This is a genomic window from Hansschlegelia quercus, from assembly GCF_004310425.1.
In the GTDB taxonomy this organism is placed as follows: Bacteria; Pseudomonadota; Alphaproteobacteria; order Rhizobiales; family Methylopilaceae; genus Methylopila; species Methylopila quercus.
The window spans coordinates 24,260-43,122 of record NZ_SIUB01000006.1 but is presented as its reverse complement, the minus strand read 5'-3'; the positions used below and the strand labels follow the sequence as shown (position 1 = coordinate 43,122).

The window sequence follows — 18,863 nt, the reverse complement described above, 5'->3', positions numbered from 1 at the left end:
TGATCGTTGAAGCCTCCGACGCCTGATCCTGCGTCGAGCGTCCCGACCAACAGAGGCGCAAAGCCTCCTGGAGACCGGTCATGACATCTCGTCCGAAACTCGAGGGAGGCGCGGCTGTGCTGGCGGCGTGCGCCGTCGGGCTCGCCGCATGTTCGTCGGCGTTCGCACAGGAGGGCGCAAAGGACGCGGTCACTCTTCCCCCGGGCTTCAGCGTCAGCGTGTTCGCCGACGGGATCGGCCACGCGCGTCATCTTGCGGTCGCGCCTAACGGGGTCGTCTACGTCAACAATTGGAGCGGCGTCTATTACAAGGATAAGCCCGAGCCGAACGCCGGCTTCCTCGTCGCCCTGCAGGACAAGGACGGCGACGGCAATGCGGAAACCGTCGAGCGGTTCGGAGGAACCGCCGCGAAGGGGTCCGCCGGCGGCACCGGCCTCGCAATCCACGATGGCAAGCTCTACGCGGAGATGGATGACAAGATCGTCCGCTTCGCTCTTCCAGCAGACGGCGTCGCGCCGAGGGGCGAGCCCGACGTCGTGGTTTCGGGCATCCCGAACGTAGGCGATCATCCGATGCATCCCTTTGCGATCTCGAAGGATGGCGAGCTGTTCATTGGGGTCGGCTCCGCCACCAACAGCTGCCAGCCGAAGAACCGGATGACCGGGATCAAAGGCGCCGATCCCTGCGTCGAGCTGGAGACCCGGGCCGGCGTCTGGCGCTACGACGCGAATAAAACGGGCCAGACGTTTTCTCCCAGGGAGCGATACGCCACCGGGCTCCGGAACGGCGAGGGCCTCGCCTTCGACGCCGAAGGGCGGCTGTTCGCGACGCAGCACGGTCGAGACCAGCTCGCAGAGAGCTGGGGCAAGCTCTACACGCCCAGACAGGGCGCAGAACTGCCATCGGAGGAGGTCGTCCTGGTCGATAAGGAAGCCGATTTCGGATGGCCCTATTGCTACTACGATCCGACCCAGAAGAAGCTCGTGCTTGCGCCGGAATATGGCGGCGACGGCGGCAAGAAGGTCGGCCCATGCGCGGACAAGCGTCCGCCGGTCGCCGCCTTTCCCGCGCACTGGGCGCCGAACGACATGGAGATCTATCTCGGGGACCAGTTCCCAAGCGCCTACAAGGGCGGCGCCTTCGTGGCGTTCCACGGCTCGTGGAACCGGGCGCCTTCTCCACAGGACGGATTCAACGTCGTGTTCCAGCCGCTGAAGGATGGCAAGGCGAACGGCGACTACGTGATCTTCGCAGACGGCTTTGCCGGGAAGATCAAGGAGCCAGGGCGAGCGGCTCATCGTCCAGCCGGCGTCGCGGTCGGCCCTGACGGCTCCCTCTATATTTCCGACGATCAGGCCGGCCGCATCTGGCGCGTGACGTACAAGGGGAACCCGTCCGCTGCAATCGAAGCCGCTCCCGCGGCTCCAGCGGCTAGCGCGTCGGCCCAGGCGGCGCCGCCTGAAGGCATCGATCCCAACGCGGGCGTGAAGCTCCCGACGCCCTCGGGCGCCACGCCAGAGAAGGTCGCGCTCGGCGGCCGCATCTTCCGCGGCGAAGAAGCCGGCGGAACGTGCGCCGGATGCCACGGCGGCGACGCTGGTGGCGGCCCGATCGGGCCGTCGCTGACGTCAGGCGCATGGGAGTGGAGCGATGGGAGTCTCGAAGGGCTGAAGAAGACCATCGTGACCGGCGTGTCCGAACCCAAACAGCATCCCGGCGCGATGCCGCCGATGGGCGGCGCGGATCTTTCCGAAGACCAGGTCGACGCGTTGGCGACCTATGTCTGGGCGATCGGACATCAAAAGGGATAAGCGACGGCAGCTCGTTCCTTGGACGAGGTCAGCGGTCGGTGTATCCGCCGATCACAGGAAGCGCCTCGCCGGTGATGAAGCTCGACATCTGCGGCGACGCCAGGAACATCGGCGGCTCTCCTCGGGTATAGCGGCTGGCCGTCAGGGACGACCTTCTCGAACCGCCAACGATGAGCGACGACCTATGTTCCTCTTGCGAGCCGACCTCGATCCGGATCGATCCGCGGATGATTTCGTGGGGAATGGATTACGATCGCGCTGTCCAATTTGCGTGAGTGCTCACTCCGCTTCGACGATCCGCCGTCGCATCCGAATAGCTGTCGATCACGAACCCGTGACCCTGCCTTGTTCCTGTAAGAATACCGACGCGTGAGTTCGTACTCCTCGAAACGATAGCTTTGAGGAAGGGATCGACATGGCCACGACAAGACGCGGCGCGCTTGCAGCCACAGCCGGACTGACGGCGATGGGATTGGCGTTCTTCCGCCGACCGGCGACGGCGGCGTCGGGCAAGTTCGAGGTGGCGTACGCCGAGGCCGAGTGGAAGGCGCGGCTGACGCCGGGCCAATTCACGGTCCTACGCAACGCCGGCACCGAGCGGCCCTTCACGAGCCCCCTCAACGACGAGCACCGGCGCGGCCGCTTCGCCTGCGCCGGCTGCGACAGGGACCTTTTCGCTTCCGAGACCAAATTCGACAGCGGTACGGGCTGGCCAAGTTTTTGGGCGCCGATCAAGGGCGCGCTCGGCCAGGGCAGCGACAGCACCTGGGGCATGACGCGCGAGGAGGTGCACTGCGCCCGCTGCGGCGGGCATCTCGGCCACGTCTTCGACGATGGCCCGAAGCCGACCGGCCTGCGCTACTGCATGAACGGCGTCGCCATGACGTTCAAGCCGGCAACCGCCTGAGGAGCGTGACCTCCGCCTGGTGTGGCGATGATGAAACGCCGCCGGCGTGGGGCACGCGTAACGTTCGATGGCGCCGAGACGAAGGAAGGTTATGCGTGAACGCTGGCCACGGTAATCGGACACCCGCGTAACGGCTCTACAAGCGCTTGTCGGGCGAGTTACCGACCGAGTATGCGAGATCGAGTTCCCGCTCGGCGTTTAAGCTTCGCATCTATGTTTGGCTGAGAGGGAAGACCGATGACCGCTTCATCGATTAAGGAGCTCGGCCTCGCCGCAGCGCTCGCGCTCGGCGCCGCGCTGACGGCGACGTATTCCTCGGCGGAGGAGGGTCGCGCGATCCCAGCGCCCACGCTCGACGAGCCCGCAGGCGCGGGGCTCGAGACCATCACGCTTGCCGGCGGCTGCTTCTGGGGCGTGCAGGGCGTGTTCCAGCACGTCGCGGGCGTAGCCGCGGCCGTCTCCGGTTATGAGGGCGGGGAGCAGCGGACCGCGTCGTATCAGCAGGTCAGCGGTGGCGACACCGGCCACGCGGAATCCGTGCGCGTCACCTTCGATCCGAAGAAGGTTTCGCTCGGCCATATCCTGCAGGTGTACTTCTCGGTGGCGCATGACCCGACCGAGCTCAATCGCCAAGGGCCCGATCACGGAACGCAGTACCGCTCGGCGATTTTCCCGACGACGCCCGAGCAGGCGAAGGTCGCGAAGGCTTATGTGGCGCAGCTCAGCGCGGCGCGCGCCTTCGACGCGGCGATCGTGACGACGATCGAGCAGGGCAGGGCGTTCTACCCCGCCGAGGCCTACCACCAGGACTTCCTGACGCAGAACCCGACCTATCCGTACATCGCGACCAACGACCTGCCGAAGGTTGCGGCGCTGAAACGGCTTATGCCGGACCTCTATCGCGCCAAGCCCGTCCTGGTGGCCTCCGCCGCCGGCGACTGACCGCCGCCAGCGACTTGATGGCGTCGGTGGGTCAGGCGGCTTCAAGCGTCGCCATATCGATGACGAAGCGGTACTTCACATCGCTCTTCAGCATGCGGGCATAGGCGTTCTCGATCTCGGCCATCTCGATGATCTCGATGTCCGAGGTGATGCCGTGCTCGCCGCAAAAGTCGAGCATCTCCTGAGTCTCGGCGATGCCGCCGATCAGCGAGCCCGCGAAGTTGCGGCGCTTGAAGATCAGGCTGAAGACCGCGACCGCCAGCGGATCCTCCGGCGCTCCGACCTGGCATAGCGTGGCGTCGCGCTTCAGCAGATTGAGATATTCGTTGATGTCGTGGGCGGCCGCGACCGCGTCGAGAATGAAGTCAAAGCTTCCGGCGTGCGCCGCCATCTCGTCCGGGTTCTTCGAGATCACCACCTCGTCGGCGCCGAGGCGCTTGCCGTCCTCGACCTTGCCGGGGGATGTCGTGAACAGCACGACATGCGCGCCCATCGCGTGAGCGAGCTTCACGCCCATGTGGCCAAGCCCGCCGAGGCCCACGATGCCGACTTTCATGCCCGGCCCGACCTTCCAGTGCCGGAGCGGCGAATAGGTCGTGATGCCGGCGCAGAGCAGAGGGGCGACGGCGGCGAGCTCGAGGTTCTCGGGGATGCGCAGCACGAAGTCCTGATCGACCACGATTGCCTTGGAATAGCCGCCGAAGGTGTTCCTGCCGGTCTGCTTCTCGACGCCGTTATAAGTCCCGACGAAGCCGTTTTCGCAATATTGCTCAAGGCCTTCCTTACAGCTCGCACACTCCCGGCAGCTTTCGACCATGCAGCCGACGCCCGCGACTTGGCCGACCTTGAACTTGGTCACCTCGGGGCCGACCTCCGAGATCTTCCCGACGATCTCGTGGCCGGGCAGGCACGGATAGACTGTGTTCTTCCACTCGTTGCGGGCGGTGTGGAGATCGGAATGGCAGACGCCGCAATAGGCGATCTCGATGCGAACGTCCGTCGGCCCGACATCGCGGCGCTCGAAGCCGTAGGGGCCGAGCGGCTGGTCGGCGGATTCTGTGGCGTATCCGGTGCAAGCGAACATGGGATCGTCCTTCTCTTCAGCCATCCGGATGCGAGCCCGCAATCAAGAAAGCGCCGGCGGCAGAGGCGTAATATATAGCGGCGCATTGCGAGATCGAATGCGGCGCAGCAAACCGGAACCCGCGTCCGCTCACACGACGGCAAGCGCCTGGCGAGCGCCGTCAGCGGCTATCCTGCTGAGCCACCCGGAGAAAACGTCCCTCGCGGCGGTTCCCGCGGTCTCGCTGCGGCCGCGTCCTTTTTCCCGTAGCGAACGAACGGATAGTCCGGAGCGTGCGAGCTCCTCGGCGTGGCCCACATACCATTCCTCGAGTTCGAGGGGGCCGGCCTCAAGATGGAACTGCAGCCCCAGGGCGTCTCGGCCATAGGAGAACGCCTGGTTTTCGTAGTTCTCGTTGAATGCGAGGCGGGTCGCGTCCTTCGGCAGGTCGAACGTATGGCCATGCCAGTGCAGCACATGCGCCTCGGCCCTGCCGAGCGGGGCAAGGGCGGACCGGGCTCCGTCCTCGGTCAACGAGATCGGGCCCCATCCGATTTCCTTCCCGGCTCCGCGATAGACGCGGGCTCCGAGGGCCGCCGCCATGAGCTGCGCTCCCAAGCAGATCCCAAGCGTCGGAAGACCGCGCCTCAAGCGCCGTTCGATGAGCTTCTTTTCGTGCGTCAGGAAAGGGTAGCCGGCTTCGTCCCCGACGCCGATGGGGCCGCCGAGCATGGTGATCAGGTCAGCGTCGACGATCGACCGATGACGGAGATCCTCCGTCGCCGCTTCGCAATACGCCGTCTCCCAGCCTCCGGCGTCGAGGACGCGCGCCAGAAGGCCGAGATCCTCGAACGCCACGTGACGAATCGCGACGGCGCGTCGACCTGGTTTCGTCATCGTTGACCTCCGATCAGCGCAACGCCACAAAATGGCGGTGACTTTCTGTTCGTTATATCCATCAAGGAATAACGATCAACGCCGCCGACGCGGCCGGGGTCTCGCATGCTCGTTCGTCATCTCTCCTATTTTGTCACGCTCGCTCGTGAAAAGCATTTCGCGAAAGCGGCGGACGCTTGCAACGTCGCGCAGCCGACGCTCTCCGCCGCGATCCGCAAGCTCGAAGAGGATCTGGACGCGCGGCTTGTCGTGCGTGGACAACGCTTCGTCGGGCTGACGGCCGAGGGAGAGAAGGTCCTGGCCTGGGGTCGCCAGATCCTCACGGACTACAACAGCCTGAAAGACGATCTCTCAGGCGCGCGGGAGGGGCTGACCGGCGTGCTCAAACTCGGGGTGATCCCCGCGGCGATGCCGGCGATCTCCTTCGTCACCGCGAGGTTCAGCGCGGCAAACCCGATGGCGAGCGTCGAAGTGCGATCGCTAACGTCCCGCGCCATTCAAGACGGCCTCGACGCCTTCGAACTCGACGGCGGGATGACATATCTCGAGAACGAGCCGCTCGAACGCGTTCGTCGGCTGCCGCTTTACCGCGAGCGCTACGTCTTCGTCGCCCGGCGCGATCATCGGTTCGCGAGCCGCCGGAGCGTAACTTGGAGAGAGGCGGCGGAGGAGCGGCTTTGTCTTCTGAGCGAAGACATGCAGAACCGCCGCATCGTCAATTCCGTCGCCGCGGCGATCGGAGTTGAGATCAGGCCGCAGGTGGTCAGCAACTCCTTCCTGGGCGTTTGTTCGCATCTTCGCCACGGCGGATGGGCGGGGATCGTCCCGCACACGTTCTTCTATGTGTTTCACGCCGAGCCCGATCTCGTCGCGATCGACCTCGTCGATCCCGTCCACAGCCAGGCGGTGGGGCTTGTCCTTTCAGACCGGGAGCCGCGATCGCCGATGGCGGACGCGCTGCTCGCCTCAGCGCTCACCGTCGACATTGAAGCTGGGCCCGCGACTGCGCATGCGGCGTCCGGCTGATAGTCGACGCCTATCAGGTCTTCCAAGACTTTCATTGGCGCTCCGCGACCAGAGCGGCGAGCATCGTCTCGCCCGACATGAAGCCGACGCTGAAGAATGTCGGTACGGGCAAGATCTGGGGAAGCGCTCGGCAAATACGGGTAGCGCATGGACTGTCTGGCGAGCTTCACTCGGCGGCCTCAATGGCTGCGGGGATAGGCGAAGCGCGCCCTTGCCGGCGTCTCCTCTTCTCTCAATTTAAAAGGATTAGAGGAAATGGCTAAAGTCGTCTGTGTTCTCTACGACGATCCCATCGATGGAATGCCGAAATCCTATGCCCGCGATGATCTTCCGAAGATCACGCATTACGCGGACGGACAGAAGCTGCCGACCCCCAAGGGCATCGACTTCAACCCGGGCGAACTGCTGGGCTCGGTCTCCGGAGAACTGGGCCTGCGCAAATATCTCGAGGCGAACGGCCACGAGCTGATCGTCACCTCGTCGAAAGACGGCCCGGACTCCGAGCTCGAGAAGCATCTCCATGATGCCGAGGTCGTCATCTCGCAGCCGTTCTGGCCGGCCTATCTGACGGCCGAGCGCATCGCCAAGGCGCCCAAGCTGAAGCTCGCGCTCACCGCCGGCATCGGCTCGGACCACGTCAATCTCGACGCAGCGGTCGAGCACGGGATCACGGTCGCGGAAGTCACCTTCTGCAACTCGATCAGCGTCGCGGAGCACGTGGTGATGATGATCGTCAGCCAGGTCCGCAACTATCTGCCGTCCTATGACTGGGTGAACAAGGGCGGCTGGAATATCGCCGACTGCGTCGCTCGTTCCTACGATGTCGAAGGCATGCACATCGGCACTGTCGCCGCCGGCCGTATCGGGCTCGCGGTGCTGCGCCGGCTGAAGCCGTGGGACGTCCACCTTCACTATTTCGATCGCCACCGCCTGCCGGAGGCCGTCGAGAAGGAGTTGAACCTGACCTGGCACGATAGCGTCGAGGACATGGTCAAGGTCTGCGACGTCGTGACGATCAACGCCCCGCTGCATTCCGAGACGCTGAACCTCTTCGACGAGAAGATGATCTCGAAGATGAAGCGCGGCGCCTACATCATCAACACCGCGCGCGGCAAGATCGTCGACCGCGACGCGATCGTGCGGGCTTGCGAAAGCGGCCAGCTCGCGGGCTACGCCGGCGACGTCTGGTTCCCGCAGCCGGCGCCGAAGGACCATCCGTGGCGGACCATGCCGCATCACGGCATGACGCCGCATATCTCCGGCACCTCTTTGTCGGCCCAGGCCCGCTACGCCGCGGGCACGCGCGAGATCCTGGAGTGCTACTTCGAGGGTCGTCCGATCCGCGACGAGTATCTGATCGTCCAGGGCGGCAAGCTTGCCGGCGTCGGCGCCCGCTCCTACGCGAGCGGCGACTCGACCAAGGACGTCGACACTACGCCGGGCTTCCGCAAGGCGAACTGATCGCCTTGGTGACGGCAGGCGCGGTTCGCCGCCTGCCGTCTGCGACCTCGGACCTCATGTGGACGTCGAACGTTATATCTGTATGAATATAGCGATGATCGACCGAATGGCGGACCAGACGATAACTGCCGAGGCCTTGGACGCGATCGACGTCTCTGAGGACGGCGCGGCGATCCGGGTCTGTTTCCGCGGAGCCGACGGGCAGGACGCGAACCTCTTCCTGCCCGGCGAATGCGCCGGGCAGCTCGCGATGTCTCTCCCGCGCGCAGTGCGCACCGCGCTGCGTCTGCGCCACCGCGACGACAGCCTGAGGATGGTGTTTCCGGTCGGAGGCTGGACGATCGAAGCCAGCACAGATCGCGACACGATGATCCTGACGATCAGCACGCCCGACGGCTTCGAAGCTTCCTATGCGCTCAACAGGTCCGGAGCGGACGATCTCGCTCAGTCGCTCTCGGACGCGCCGGCGAATATGCCCGTCGCCATCCTCAAAAACTGACGTCGGCGTTGGCGAGCAGGGCAGGCGGCGGTCGTTTGTCCGCGGAAGAATCCGTTCAAGCCGCGCCTTTGGCTCGGACCTTGACGTCGGTCGCGGAGGCGGGTCGACGCCTTCCGGATTCGAGGGCCTGCAACTCCGTGCGCGCAGCCTTCTGTGCGGCTTTTTCGATAGCCCGATAGCGAGCGATCAGCTCTTCGCCGTACTCGGTCAGCCGAGCTCCGCCGCCATGCTTTCCGCCCGCCTGTGATGCCACGACCGACTGGCCGCAGATCCTGGCCGTCTCATCGACGAGGTCCCATGCGCGACGATAGGACATATCCATCGCGCGGCCGGCGGCCGAGATCGAACCCTCGCGACGAATGGCTTCGAGAAGTTCGATCTTGCCTGGACCGATGCGGCCTTCCGGGTCGAGATCGATCCTGATGCTGAGAGAGGCCATGGAGCGTCCGCCCCGCCGGGTTGGCGGAGCGTCAGCCTAACAAATGACGGCGCAGATCGCCACGCCGAAGGCCCCTACCGACCTCTCAGAAGGTCGCCAGCCTCGCTCCGCACGAGCTCAGCAGCGCGACTGTCCGCCGTCGCCGCAGCGTTGAGCGCAGGCGCTAAGCGCAGTCGAAAGTTGCGTCTGGTAGTTATCCGACGGAATAGAAGCGCCGGGCGGGTCCGCGTTCTTCTGTTAAGGCCCGCCACCAAGTCTCAAGAGCTGCGTCGGTAGGCTGGACGAAGCGCGCCAGGGGCGCTGAGTAGCGCTGCCATGTTTCCGCAAAGACAGGAGCTACGGACGTTACGACCGGCAGATTTCGGGCGGCCGCGGCAGCGAAGGCGTCGATCAGGCCGCTCCGAGCGCTCTCAAGCTTTCCGAATTTCGCCAGCACCACGACATCAGGGCCAGCTTCGATAGCGTTCAGAACGTCTTGGCACGCCTCGGCGACAGCCGAGGCGTCGAGATGACAGGCGAGGGAGCCCTTCCCAAGATCCTGGCCGATCATATGACGACGCTCTGTCTTCAGGTCGCGCAGCGCGCGTCCTGCGCAGCCAGTTGCGATCGATCCGCCGAATTCCTCAAGGACGCCGACGACCCGCAGCCCTTCCGCTGCGCGCGCCCGCGCGAACGAGGCGAGCCGCGTCTGCACGACGAAACTCGCCGCGCCCTGGAGAGCGATAATCCGTTCAGTCATCGAAACCGCTTGAACTCACAAGGCGTGATGCCGCTGCGTTCTATCCGTCAAACTATAACGGTAAAGGAGACCAGGGAAGCGAACGGAGCGTTCCATCGAGGCCTTCTTCCGTCGCGCGATCGGCGCTGGCGCTGCGCATATCGTCGAGCCGCGCCTCTTAGGAGGCCGCGGTTCGTCTACGCCAAGAAATATCGGATCGACCTCGATGGCGGCACCAGAGGCGTCAGGCCTTTGCGCCCGGCACTAATGGACCGACGGGCCTTGGTCGTGGCGCCATGCCTTCGCCGGGCGGGGGACCGCGACGATCGTCCGGGCCTCGCAAATCTCCCGGAGGCGGCGGAGGCGGTCCGCGTCGCTCCGGCGGGGAGCCGTTGCGATCCACAGCGATCGTCAGCTCCGCTATGTAAGCGTCCACGCCTTCGCGGATGTTGAGAAAGGTCGCTCGGCTATTCTCGGTGTGGCCGAGAACGCCATCGGTTCCGTTCGTCGTGTCGCGTTTCGCGTCGCGGGCGGAATAGGAGCCGACCTTCTCGTAGATGTACTCGCTCAGCGCATCGGGGAAGTACACTTGGGTTGTCAGCGTGTTTCGCCCGTCGATAAAAGCCTTGAGATGTATGTGCGCGGTGCGTCCCCGGTACCAGCCAGGATAGATCGTCCGAAACGTCGCCGCCCCCCGATCGTCGGCGATCTGCGTGCCTCGCAAAAAGGTCTCGCGCACAGCAGGCGCGACCGCGCCAGGAGCGTTCGACGGCTCAAAACCGGAGTAACGCCCGGCAGCGTCGGCGTGCCAAATGTCGACACGTACGCCACCGAGCCCCTGGCACGTCGCCGCGTCGATGAAGGTGAGTTCAAGCGTCAACGGGACGCCTGGCCGCCCCTCGGTGATGTCGGAACGCAGAAGCTTCGGATCGAAATAGAAGGGTCCTTCCTCCGCCTGTACGGGAAGAACGCAGGCGGGCCGCGCTGCGCCCGTTTCTAAAGCCGACGTTGCTAAAGCGGGCGTGGAGACCGTCGACAACGCGGCGCCTCCCGCAAGCGCGCCGAAGGTCTGGCGGCGGGTCAACTCGGGAATTTTCAACGAAGAGCTCCGTCAGGAAGCGGAAGAGCGTTCGATCCGGCCATATAGGCGCAGCGACGCTCTCGCATTGAACGTCCGCCAATTTCACACGCGCCAGAAAGCCAAGGCTTCGCGGCTGGTCGCCGATATACGTGGCTTGAACTTCGCCGGGCGCAAGCGGCGGAAACAGTTCGTTACAACATAGGTCGCGCGAAAGACTGACATCAGCTAGTCGGATTACAGCTTCCACCAAGCGAGACACGGAGCCGACTTGAGCGAGCCCCACATCCTTGTGGTCGATGACGACGAGGAAATCCGCAAACTGCTCAGTCGCTACCTGCGGTCGCAAGGCTATCGCGTGTCGACAGCGGCGAGCGGTCGCGAGCTGAAGGATCGGTTGGCGAGATCGCGAGCCGGTCAGCGGCCCGATCTCATCGTGCTCGACGTCATGTTGCCGGACGGTTCGGGCGTGGACCTGTGCCGCGACATCCGGGTGTCTTCGACGATCCCCGTCATCCTGCTGACCGCGCTCAAGGAAGACGTCGACCGCATCATCGGGCTTGAGATCGGAGCCGATGATTATGTGGGCAAGCCGTTCAACCCGCGTGAGCTGGTCGCGCGGATCCGCGCCGTGCTTCGGCGCGCCAGCAAGACCTCCGCGATCGAACCACAGAGCGCCAGGACGTACCGCTTCGCGGGTTTTCACTGCGACTGCGAGACACGTCAGATCGTTGGGCAAGAGGGCGTGGACGTGCCATTTACGGCTGCTGAATTCGACCTGTTGGTGGCCTTCCTTGAGCGGCCCGGCCGTGTGCTTTCGCGGGAGCAACTGCTCGAGATCACGCAAGGTCGCGCTCTTGGGCCCTACGACCGTTCGATCGACGTCCTGGTCAGCAGAGTGCGGCGTAAGCTCGGCGACGCCGGCGCTTTCCAGATCCTCAAGACGCTGCGCAACGGCGGCTATCAACTAACGGTTCGCGTCGAGACGGACGAGCTATGAACAGGCTCGGTCCGAGGATAGCGGCGCTCCTGGTTCTGGCCATTCTCGTGCTTGCGACCGTCGCCGCCGCTCTCGCGCTGCGCCTCGTCGGACCTCCGGGTCCGGGAGGTCCGGGCGAACAGCGCGCAGCCGCCTCGCTCGCGTTGGTCTCTCGGGCGCTCGACCGCGTGCCGGCAGAGGAGCGTGAAAAATTTATTGGAACAGGCCCGATTCGACTGTCGTCCGAGCAGCCCGCGGGAGAACAGTGGCCGGAGGGCTCTCGGAGCCTTGAAAGGGCGCTCCAGCGGCTGGATGTTCACGGCGCCGCGCGCCTTGTTCACCGAGACCGCGGCCCGCCTGTCGCCGCCCTCCAGCTGGCGGACGGGCGATGGTTGTCCGTGGATCCTGGCATGGGCCCGCCCCCTTGGGAGTGGCCGATCTTTGCATTCTGGATGGGACTGGTGACGCTCTGCGTCGCCGGCCTCGCGATCTTCGCCGTCATGCGCGCTACGCGGCCGCTTGTTCTACTCGAACGGGCGATCGAGGCCGTCGGCCCTGACGGCGACTTCGTAGATCTGCCTGAGAAAGGCCCAAGCGAGGTCCGGGCGACAGCTCGCGCGATCAACCTGCTTTCGGGTCGGCTCAGAAGCGCCATGGAGAGCCGGATGCGGCTCGTCGCGGCGGCAGGTCATGATCTGAGAACGCCGCTCACCCGCATGCGCCTTCGCGCCGAGTTCCTGCCCGAGGACGATCGCTCGAGCTGGCTGACCGATCTCGAGGAGCTCGACCGCATCGCTGACAGCGCGATTCGGCTGGTTCGCGAAGAAGTTGATTCTGATGCGTTAGCCATCGTCCGGCTTGATCATCTCGCGCAGGACGTGGCGACGGAGCTCAAGGAGATCGGACTCCCCGTTACGCTGGATCGTCTTCAACCGGCGAGAGCTAATGTCCGTCCTTTGGCGATGAAGCGCGCGCTGCGGAACCTCACGGTCAACGCCGCAACGCACGGCTTAGGGGCTGCTTTATCGGTCGAGGAGGCTTGGGGACACGCTGTTCTGACCATTGCAGATGAAGGGCCCGGCATACCTCCGAAACTCTTGGAACGAGCGTTTGAACCGTTCTTTCGTATCGATCCGGGCCGGAAAGCGACTGTTCCTGGCGCAGGTCTTGGCCTCGCCATCGCCCGCGAGATCGTCGTTCGGAACGGAGGGACGTTATCGATCGCTAATCGCGGCTCTGGCGGTCTGATGCAGACTGTCTCGCTGCCACTGGCCTCGCCAGGCCCGATCAAATGATGCTTGGTCTTACCGACAATGACGCTTCTCAAGGCTGGAGCTTTGTGAACGAATGTTTCTGACAGTAATGTTTTGTCAAAAACGCCCGTCTGTTACTCTTCACTGACGCCGCCAAGGCACGTTACTTGCGAACTTTACGCGTCGGCCAATTCCGGCCGAGGCTTTGTCGCTGATCTTTTGAGATCGCGCCGCGGGGATGTCAGCATGAGCATAAGTGGACTAAGTTCAGGTAGCAGCTCTGTTATTTCGAGCCTGCTCATGAAGTCGCTTGACAAGGACTCGAGCGGGGCAGCCTCGCTCGAGGAGTTCAAATCTGTTGGGCAAAGTTTGCCGAGCGGCAGCATCGACCAGAGTGATGAAGCGCTTTCGAGCGCTTTCTCCTCCCTCGACGCCGACAGTGACGGCTCGCTAACAGAAAGCGAGATCGCGACCGGTCTCGCAAAATTCTCGCAGGAGAGCGCCACGGCGTTGCTCGGCGAGCAGGAAGCTGGCGGTCCGCCGCCGCCCCCTCCCGGTGGCCAGGACGAACAGAGCTTCTTCACCCAGGCGGACTCCGATGGATCCGGCTCAGTTTCGCTTGACGAGTTCACCGCCGCCGGACCGAAGTCGGCCTCAACCGAGAAGGCCGAGGAGTTGTTCTCCTCGATCGATACCGATGGCGACGGCGAATTGAGCCAGACCGAGGACGAGGCGTTCCGGTCGTCGCAAGCAGCCGCCGGCGCTCCGCCCCCGCCTCCGCCGGGCGGAGCAGGCGGTCCGGGCATGACTGCGTCGAGCGACGATGACGATGACGACGATGACACCGGTACGTCAACGACGCTCGCTGGCCAGCTCTCTGAGTATCTCGCGGCTCAGAACAGCTATTCGTCAAGCTCGGTGACTTCGTATCTCAACGACGCGGTCTCGAGTCTGTTCAGCGCGAGTGCGTGACATCCGGCGCCCGGCGGCGTCGAACGCCGCCGCCGGGCGCAACCGGGTTGTTCGCGCGAGACTGCGGCTCTGACGCACTTTTGCTGATCGATTGCTCTCTCAAGGCGACGGGCTGGTGAACTTGACGCTGAGCCGCTCTACCGGCCTCTGAGCGGTCGCCTTTTTGTGGCCAGACGACATCTTGAGCGCATTCGGCGTACTTGGAACGGACACTTCCCATTCGATAATCCGACAACCTGTTTTTCAGATCATCATGATGAGGCTGTGTCAGCTCCCGAGCAGTTTGTAATGCAGGTCGATGTAAAGGAAGAGTTCAAAAGACATCAGGTGCTCGATCGAGCGAATACGGGTTTCGACGACGTCTTGCAGATGCTCGTCGCTGTCGCAGATCAGCTCGGCGAAGATGTCGAAGCGACCGCCGCACATGAAGACGTAGGAGACGTGCTCCTCATTGGCGAGCCGATCGGCGACCTCATAGCTTCGCGAGCCCGCGGCGATCTTCAGCCCGAGCCAGGCCACGCTTCGCTCCCGAAAGGCGAGCGGGTTCATGATCGCCAGGATGCTCATCTGCCGTGATTCAAGCATGGCGGTGACGCGGGCGCGCACCTGCGTCTCCGATACGCCTACGGTCTCGGCCACCGCCCGGAACGGAAGTCTCCCGTCGCCGCTGAGCGCGAGGGCGATCTGCTTATCGACATCCTGCAGCGGGACGGTGCGCACGCCGCCTTCTTCGCTTGGGCCCGAAAGGAAGCGCGCTTTCTGGTAGAACAGCGAGAAACCTGGAAAGATCTCCATCGACTGCACGCCGGCGACCGCGCCGATGCGCCGCTCGATCGCGTCTCTGAGCGTATCGCGATCCTTTGAGATGACCTCCACTCCGCCGAGGCCACCGAGCCAGCGTTTCATCATGTCCCGCTTTCGGTTCAAACGCTGAGCACTGTGATTACAAACCGAAAGGAACAAGCGGCGCCGTGATCTGGTCGAAGCCACACTGGCTCGGCGCTTTGTCCGGACGCCAGCGCATCAGCTTCGTCCCGTGCCGGAACCGGTCGCCGGTGACGTGATCGTAGCGCACCTCGACCACCAGCTCGGGCCTTAACGGCTCCCATTCGCCGCTCCGCTCCGTGCTCCACCGGCTCGGCCCGCCGGGCGCCTTTCCTGTGAAGCCCGGACCGCCGCGCAGCTCCTCAAACCGACGGGTCAGGGCTGATCGCTCCTCGTGAATGATCGTCGACGTGTAGCCGACATGGTGCAGCTTGCCGTCGTCATCGTAGAGGCCGAGCAGAAGCGATCCGACCTCGCGGCTCTTGCTCTCATAGCGGAAGCCGCCGATGACGCAGTCCGCCGTGCGCAGGCGTTTGACTTTGATCATTGCCCGCTCGCCCGCCTGATATGGCTGCTCGAGGCGCTTCGCGACCACGCCGTCAGTGGCGCCGTGGCCGGCGTCGCTCAGCCATCGTTCCGCCTGGGCGCGGTCACGCGTGCAAGGCGACACCGTCAGCCGGCGGGACGCGGCGGCTGCTTTTCCGAAGCGGATGATCGCATCCCGCCGCTCCAAAAGAGGGCGGCTCATCACGTCGCCGTCCTCGGTCGACATCAGCATGTCGAACAGGATCAGCCGGGCCGGAGTTTCCGCTGCGAGCTTGCGGATGCGCGTCTCAGCGGGATGAAGCCGCATCTGCAGCGCCTCGAAGGACAGTTTCCCGTCGATCTCGATCACGAGCTCGCCGTCGATTACGAAACGCTCCGCCTGTAGCGTCCGCAGTCGTTCGACAACTTCGGGGAAGTATCGTCCGAGCGGCTTGCCTGATTTGGCGCGGAGTTCGACGTGCTCGCCTTCGCGGAAGGCGAGGCAGCGGAAGCCGTCCCATTTCGGTTCAAACTGCCAGCCGTCCTCTTCCGGGAGGATGTCGGCTGCGCGCGCCTCCATAGGCGCGGTCGTAAGCGGAAGGCCGAACTGGGCGGAAGGCTGTGGCTCGTCGCTCGGAGCGTTCACGCCCCCATCCTCCTCGCCTCATTGCGTCCTGACCGCGCGCTCCGCTGTCGCGGATGCAATTCCGGAACTGGCGAGATCGTTCCGGCGGCCGTGAGGCCGCATTTTCGCAGACCCGCCGACTCTTGCCGCGTCACGCACCTTTCGGCCCACGAGCTGCGTTCGCTGGCGATCGCGCTTAACCGTTTGGGGAAACCGGCTCGTGGGACGCGGAGGCCCTCAAGATCGAGTTTCCGAGTTGATATCTGGGCGAGGCCCTGTCGTCACCGGCATCAAAATTCCGGAGATTGACGCGCTTCTGCTCGAGAACGGCGTGGAGAGCGCGGAGGGTGACGAGGAGCAGCTCAATCCGTCAGCTGTGCCGTCTCGGCTACGTGCGGGGTCTGCAGCCGCCTCAAAATCGCGCCGTGAGCCGCCCGCGGGTCCGCACCGCTACGAACCGTCTTGAATGCAGGGAGGCGATCAGGGCTATCTGCCTGCGGGCTCGAGCCGAGCTCGCGGAGCTCGTCGGCCGTGTCAAATTAAAGCGCGCGCACTACCACCCCGACCGTCAACCTGAAGCTGGAGCTCCTGAAGGTCGCGCCCCTTGGCGGCGTTTGGACGGCCGCTGCGATCGGTCTTCTGCCCGCCTCCGCCTGCGTCGCGGTCGTTCAGCGGATTATCAGCGACCTTGTGGACTGAAAGGCGAGCAATGGAGTGCGACCCTAAGCATCCCCGAACGCCGGACGGCAGGTATTTCGTCGTCAACGGTCGGCTCTGGCGGCTTAGCAAACCCTCTCTGCCGGCAACCGAGCGCGAGCTCCTTATCTCGGACCTAATGTCGGCGCGCAGAACCGTGCGAGGTGCTAGAGGCGACGAGGCCGCGTTGCAGGCGGCCCGGGCTCGCGTCGACGCAGCAAAGGTTGCCCTTGGCGAGCGTGGACCAGTCTGGTGGACGGACGGCGCGCCGGACATGAATCGCAAGATGGCGCAAAACACGCCTTATGCAGGTTGGTATGCGAAGCTCACACAAAGCCAAGACGTAGAGTGACGCTTAAGCTGCCGAAGGCATTGCAGCGGCCGTTGCCGGATAAGCGCTGACAGTCGTGGTGCGTAACGAGATGCGGGATAGTGTTCGAGCGCAGAGCTAACTTCGCTTTACCAAGCGGAGCAGATGTGGCTGCTGATCATTTTCTGCCGGTTCAACCGCGCACCGCGTTTGGTTGCGGCCATTGGCTTTGGCTTCGTAAAGCGCGCCGTCCGCTCGTTGATAAAGCGTTTCGACCGACATCGTCTCACTCTGGCCGGCTACGGCGAGGCCGATGCTGACAGTGACCGAGCCCGCAGAGATGCCGGCTTTCTCGACCGCGACCTGGCGGATCTCGGAGTGCACTTTCTGTGAGACAATCAGGGCGCCGTCGCGATCCGTACTCTGCAGGATGATCGCGAACTCCTCGCCGCCAAGCCGGCAGACCAGATCGCCTGGCCGATGCACGCTGGCCGAAAGACCACGCGCCAAGCCCTTGAGCACTTCGTCCCCTACGATATGGCCGTGGCGGTCGTTGACGCTCTTGAAGTGGTCGGCGTCGACGATGAGCAGAGACAGCGACTTTCTGTTTCGGCGGGCGTCGCCTAAGGCGCGCTCAAGCTCGTAATCGAAGTGGCGGCGGTTGAACAAGCCAGTCAGAGCGTCGGTGCTCGAAAGACGGGCGAGTTCAGCTTGTATCGCGGTGCGGCGGCGTAGCTCTCGGCCGAAGAGAAGCGCCAGCCCGCCCGCAAGGCCACAGAGGACGACCATCACGGCAGCGATCACCGCTGCCTTGCTGCGCCATTTTCCTTCGATGTCGGCCGTCGCGAGACCCACGTTCAGCACGAGGGGAAGCTCGCCGATCTGTGTGAAAGTATAAAGGCGCTCGACGCCGTCTCGGGTCGACTTGCCGACGAACGAACCGCTGCCTTCCGCAACGAAGCGATCGAAGTTCGGCGTTCCGGCGATGTTCACGCCAACGTCGGCGTCGGAATAGGGGTACCGCACGAGGCGCGTGCCGTCCCGCAGATAGAGGTTGATGCCACCGTTGGATCCCAGACCGAGATTTTCGCAGAGCCGGACGAAGTAGGAAAGCCGCAGGCTTGCAAGGACAATCCCGCCGAACGATCCGTCGGGCTTATTGATTCGACGGCTGAGCACCGTGATCGGCACCCCCGTCAGGCGCGAGATGACGGGCCGGCTGATGTGCAGCCCGAGATCCGGCCATTTTTTGTGCCACTGGAAGTAGTCTCGATCCGAATTGTTCACGGTCCGCGGCGGAACGCCGTTCGCGTCGAAAACGGCGTCGCCGTTCTCGTCGAGGATCAGCATGACGCCGATGTCTCGTGCAGTCGCAGCTCTATCGAACAGAATGCGCTGACGAAGTTCCGGCGTGGCCTCTGCGCTCTTTGGAGCGTGAAGGTTCTCGACGGCGCCCTGCAGCGACAGGTCGATAACCTCGATGTTCCGGTCGACATCACGCGCAATGACTTGCAGCAGGTTGCTGGCGGTTTGTTGGGCTTCGCTCCATGCGTCCTGCCGAAGCTCGATGAGCATGGCGCCGGAGGCCATCAGCATGCCGATCGGCGCGAGAACAGCGAGCGCCACCCACAGCCGTGACGAATGCAACAAGTCCTTAATCTGGTGCTTCAAGGCTTTGATCTCGCCACCTGGGAACATCCGACGCGTAGGCTAAAGAGGTAACGGCCTAGGGGCGTCTGGCAGCTCCATTCCACGTCGCTAAGTGCAGCTATGCCTAACCACACGTTTCGCATCCGCGTGGGCGCCGTCTCTGGGCTGACGAAAGCAGTTGCGGGGT

At 64.1% G+C, this 18,863-nt stretch carries 18 protein-coding genes; 10 read left to right on the top strand and 8 right to left on the bottom strand.

Features of this window, described 5'->3' with window-relative positions:
- Positions 1 to 80: 80 nt before the first annotated feature.
- The 3 genes from EYR15_RS12540 to msrA all read left to right on the top strand — a co-directional run bounded on the left by EYR15_RS12540 (position 81) and on the right by msrA (position 3,660).
- Complete coding sequence (locus tag EYR15_RS12540) at positions 81 to 1,811, top strand: PQQ-dependent sugar dehydrogenase (protein ID WP_131003902.1); 1,731 nt, start codon at positions 81 to 83, stop codon at positions 1,809 to 1,811.
- Between the two features lie 415 nt (positions 1,812 to 2,226).
- Positions 2,227 to 2,718, top strand: coding sequence for a peptide-methionine (R)-S-oxide reductase MsrB (gene msrB / locus EYR15_RS12535; protein ID WP_131003901.1), 492 nt, complete (start codon positions 2,227 to 2,229; stop codon positions 2,716 to 2,718).
- Positions 2,719 to 2,955: 237 nt separating this feature from the next.
- Positions 2,956 to 3,660: a peptide-methionine (S)-S-oxide reductase MsrA gene (gene msrA, locus EYR15_RS12530; protein ID WP_131003900.1), complete on the top strand. Its 705-nt coding sequence runs from the start codon at positions 2,956 to 2,958 to the stop codon at positions 3,658 to 3,660.
- A 31-nt stretch (positions 3,661 to 3,691) separates the two neighbouring features.
- On the opposite strand, the gene EYR15_RS12525 is transcribed toward msrA, so the two are convergent.
- Both EYR15_RS12525 and EYR15_RS12520 read right to left on the bottom strand, forming a co-directional pair.
- Positions 3,692 to 4,744, bottom strand: coding sequence for an NAD(P)-dependent alcohol dehydrogenase (locus EYR15_RS12525; protein ID WP_131003899.1), 1,053 nt, complete (start codon positions 4,742 to 4,744; stop codon positions 3,692 to 3,694).
- A 129-nt stretch (positions 4,745 to 4,873) separates the two neighbouring features.
- Positions 4,874 to 5,620 (bottom strand): glutamine amidotransferase, encoded by a 747-nt coding sequence (locus EYR15_RS12520; RefSeq protein WP_131003898.1) that lies wholly within the window; start codon positions 5,618 to 5,620, stop codon positions 4,874 to 4,876.
- Between the two features lie 105 nt (positions 5,621 to 5,725).
- On the opposite strand from EYR15_RS12520, the gene EYR15_RS12515 reads away from it, so the two are divergent.
- The 3 genes from EYR15_RS12515 to EYR15_RS12505 all read left to right on the top strand — a co-directional run bounded on the left by EYR15_RS12515 (position 5,726) and on the right by EYR15_RS12505 (position 8,606).
- The gene (locus tag EYR15_RS12515) at positions 5,726 to 6,646 is read left to right on the top strand and encodes a LysR family transcriptional regulator (RefSeq protein ID WP_131003897.1); all 921 of its coding nucleotides are present in this window, start codon (positions 5,726 to 5,728) and stop codon (positions 6,644 to 6,646) included.
- A gap of 255 nt (positions 6,647 to 6,901) precedes the next feature.
- Positions 6,902 to 8,107, top strand: a complete 1,206-nt coding sequence (locus tag EYR15_RS12510; RefSeq protein WP_131003896.1) for an NAD-dependent formate dehydrogenase — start codon at positions 6,902 to 6,904, stop codon at positions 8,105 to 8,107.
- A 94-nt stretch (positions 8,108 to 8,201) separates the two neighbouring features.
- Positions 8,202 to 8,606: a hypothetical protein gene (locus tag EYR15_RS12505; protein ID WP_131003895.1), complete on the top strand. Its 405-nt coding sequence runs from the start codon at positions 8,202 to 8,204 to the stop codon at positions 8,604 to 8,606.
- A 55-nt stretch (positions 8,607 to 8,661) separates the two neighbouring features.
- Here the strand turns inward: EYR15_RS12505 and EYR15_RS12500 are convergent, their stop codons facing one another.
- The 3 genes from EYR15_RS12500 to EYR15_RS12490 all read right to left on the bottom strand — a co-directional run bounded on the left by EYR15_RS12500 (position 8,662) and on the right by EYR15_RS12490 (position 10,862).
- The gene (locus EYR15_RS12500) at positions 8,662 to 9,045 is read right to left on the bottom strand and encodes a winged helix-turn-helix domain-containing protein (protein ID WP_131003894.1); all 384 of its coding nucleotides are present in this window, start codon (positions 9,043 to 9,045) and stop codon (positions 8,662 to 8,664) included.
- 193 nt (positions 9,046 to 9,238) lie between these two features.
- Positions 9,239 to 9,784 (bottom strand): DUF2478 domain-containing protein, encoded by a 546-nt coding sequence (locus EYR15_RS12495; RefSeq protein WP_131003893.1) that lies wholly within the window; start codon positions 9,782 to 9,784, stop codon positions 9,239 to 9,241.
- Between the two features lie 223 nt (positions 9,785 to 10,007).
- The gene (locus tag EYR15_RS12490; protein WP_131003892.1) at positions 10,008 to 10,862 is read right to left on the bottom strand and encodes an intradiol ring-cleavage dioxygenase; all 855 of its coding nucleotides are present in this window, start codon (positions 10,860 to 10,862) and stop codon (positions 10,008 to 10,010) included.
- Between the two features lie 250 nt (positions 10,863 to 11,112).
- Between EYR15_RS12490 and EYR15_RS12485 the strand changes: the two genes are divergently transcribed.
- The 3 genes from EYR15_RS12485 (at position 11,113) to EYR15_RS12475 (ending at position 14,045) form a co-directional block, all read left to right on the top strand.
- Positions 11,113 to 11,841 (top strand): response regulator transcription factor, encoded by a 729-nt coding sequence (locus EYR15_RS12485; protein WP_245498294.1) that lies wholly within the window; start codon positions 11,113 to 11,115, stop codon positions 11,839 to 11,841.
- 167 nt (positions 11,842 to 12,008) lie between these two features.
- Complete coding sequence (locus EYR15_RS12480; RefSeq protein WP_245498293.1) at positions 12,009 to 13,115, top strand: ATP-binding protein; 1,107 nt, start codon at positions 12,009 to 12,011, stop codon at positions 13,113 to 13,115.
- Between the two features lie 204 nt (positions 13,116 to 13,319).
- Positions 13,320 to 14,045, top strand: a complete 726-nt coding sequence (locus EYR15_RS12475; RefSeq protein WP_165455494.1) for an EF-hand domain-containing protein — start codon at positions 13,320 to 13,322, stop codon at positions 14,043 to 14,045.
- Positions 14,046 to 14,312: 267 nt separating this feature from the next.
- On the opposite strand, the gene EYR15_RS12470 is transcribed toward EYR15_RS12475, so the two are convergent.
- Entirely contained in the window at positions 14,313 to 14,954 is a 642-nt protein-coding gene (locus tag EYR15_RS12470; RefSeq protein ID WP_131003889.1) for an Lrp/AsnC family transcriptional regulator, read from the bottom strand.
- A 34-nt stretch (positions 14,955 to 14,988) separates the two neighbouring features.
- Positions 14,989 to 15,975, bottom strand: a complete 987-nt coding sequence (locus tag EYR15_RS12465; protein WP_131004042.1) for an ATP-dependent DNA ligase — start codon at positions 15,973 to 15,975, stop codon at positions 14,989 to 14,991.
- Between the two features lie 754 nt (positions 15,976 to 16,729).
- Between EYR15_RS12465 and EYR15_RS17195 the strand changes: the two genes are divergently transcribed.
- Positions 16,730 to 17,068 carry a hypothetical protein gene (locus tag EYR15_RS17195; protein ID WP_131003888.1) on the top strand — a complete coding sequence of 113 codons (339 nt, stop codon included), beginning with the start codon at positions 16,730 to 16,732 and terminating at the stop codon, positions 17,066 to 17,068.
- Between the two features lie 96 nt (positions 17,069 to 17,164).
- Here the strand turns inward: EYR15_RS17195 and EYR15_RS12455 are convergent, their stop codons facing one another.
- Positions 17,165 to 18,697 carry a sensor domain-containing diguanylate cyclase gene (locus EYR15_RS12455; protein WP_417448556.1) on the bottom strand — a complete coding sequence of 511 codons (1,533 nt, stop codon included), beginning with the start codon at positions 18,695 to 18,697 and terminating at the stop codon, positions 17,165 to 17,167.
- Between the last annotated feature and the right edge of the window lie 166 nt (positions 18,698 to 18,863).

Coding starts and splice junctions, on each gene's coding strand:
- EYR15_RS12540 (WP_131003902.1), top strand. CDS start 81: ATGACATCTCGTCCGAAACTCGAGGGAGGCGCGGCTGTGCTGGCGGCG.
- msrB (WP_131003901.1), top strand. CDS start 2,227: ATGGCCACGACAAGACGCGGCGCGCTTGCAGCCACAGCCGGACTGACG.
- msrA (WP_131003900.1), top strand. CDS start 2,956: ATGACCGCTTCATCGATTAAGGAGCTCGGCCTCGCCGCAGCGCTCGCG.
- EYR15_RS12525 (WP_131003899.1), bottom strand. CDS start 4,744: ATGTTCGCTTGCACCGGATACGCCACAGAATCCGCCGACCAGCCGCTC.
- EYR15_RS12520 (WP_131003898.1), bottom strand. CDS start 5,620: ATGACGAAACCAGGTCGACGCGCCGTCGCGATTCGTCACGTGGCGTTC.
- EYR15_RS12515 (WP_131003897.1), top strand. CDS start 5,726: ATGCTCGTTCGTCATCTCTCCTATTTTGTCACGCTCGCTCGTGAAAAG.
- EYR15_RS12510 (WP_131003896.1), top strand. CDS start 6,902: ATGGCTAAAGTCGTCTGTGTTCTCTACGACGATCCCATCGATGGAATG.
- EYR15_RS12505 (WP_131003895.1), top strand. CDS start 8,202: ATGATCGACCGAATGGCGGACCAGACGATAACTGCCGAGGCCTTGGAC.
- EYR15_RS12500 (WP_131003894.1), bottom strand. CDS start 9,045: ATGGCCTCTCTCAGCATCAGGATCGATCTCGACCCGGAAGGCCGCATC.
- EYR15_RS12495 (WP_131003893.1), bottom strand. CDS start 9,784: ATGACTGAACGGATTATCGCTCTCCAGGGCGCGGCGAGTTTCGTCGTG.
- EYR15_RS12475 (WP_165455494.1), top strand. CDS start 13,320: ATGAGCATAAGTGGACTAAGTTCAGGTAGCAGCTCTGTTATTTCGAGC.
- EYR15_RS12470 (WP_131003889.1), bottom strand. CDS start 14,954: ATGATGAAACGCTGGCTCGGTGGCCTCGGCGGAGTGGAGGTCATCTCA.
- EYR15_RS12465 (WP_131004042.1), bottom strand. CDS start 15,975: ATGGAGGCGCGCGCAGCCGACATCCTCCCGGAAGAGGACGGCTGGCAG.
- EYR15_RS17195 (WP_131003888.1), top strand. CDS start 16,730: ATGGAGTGCGACCCTAAGCATCCCCGAACGCCGGACGGCAGGTATTTC.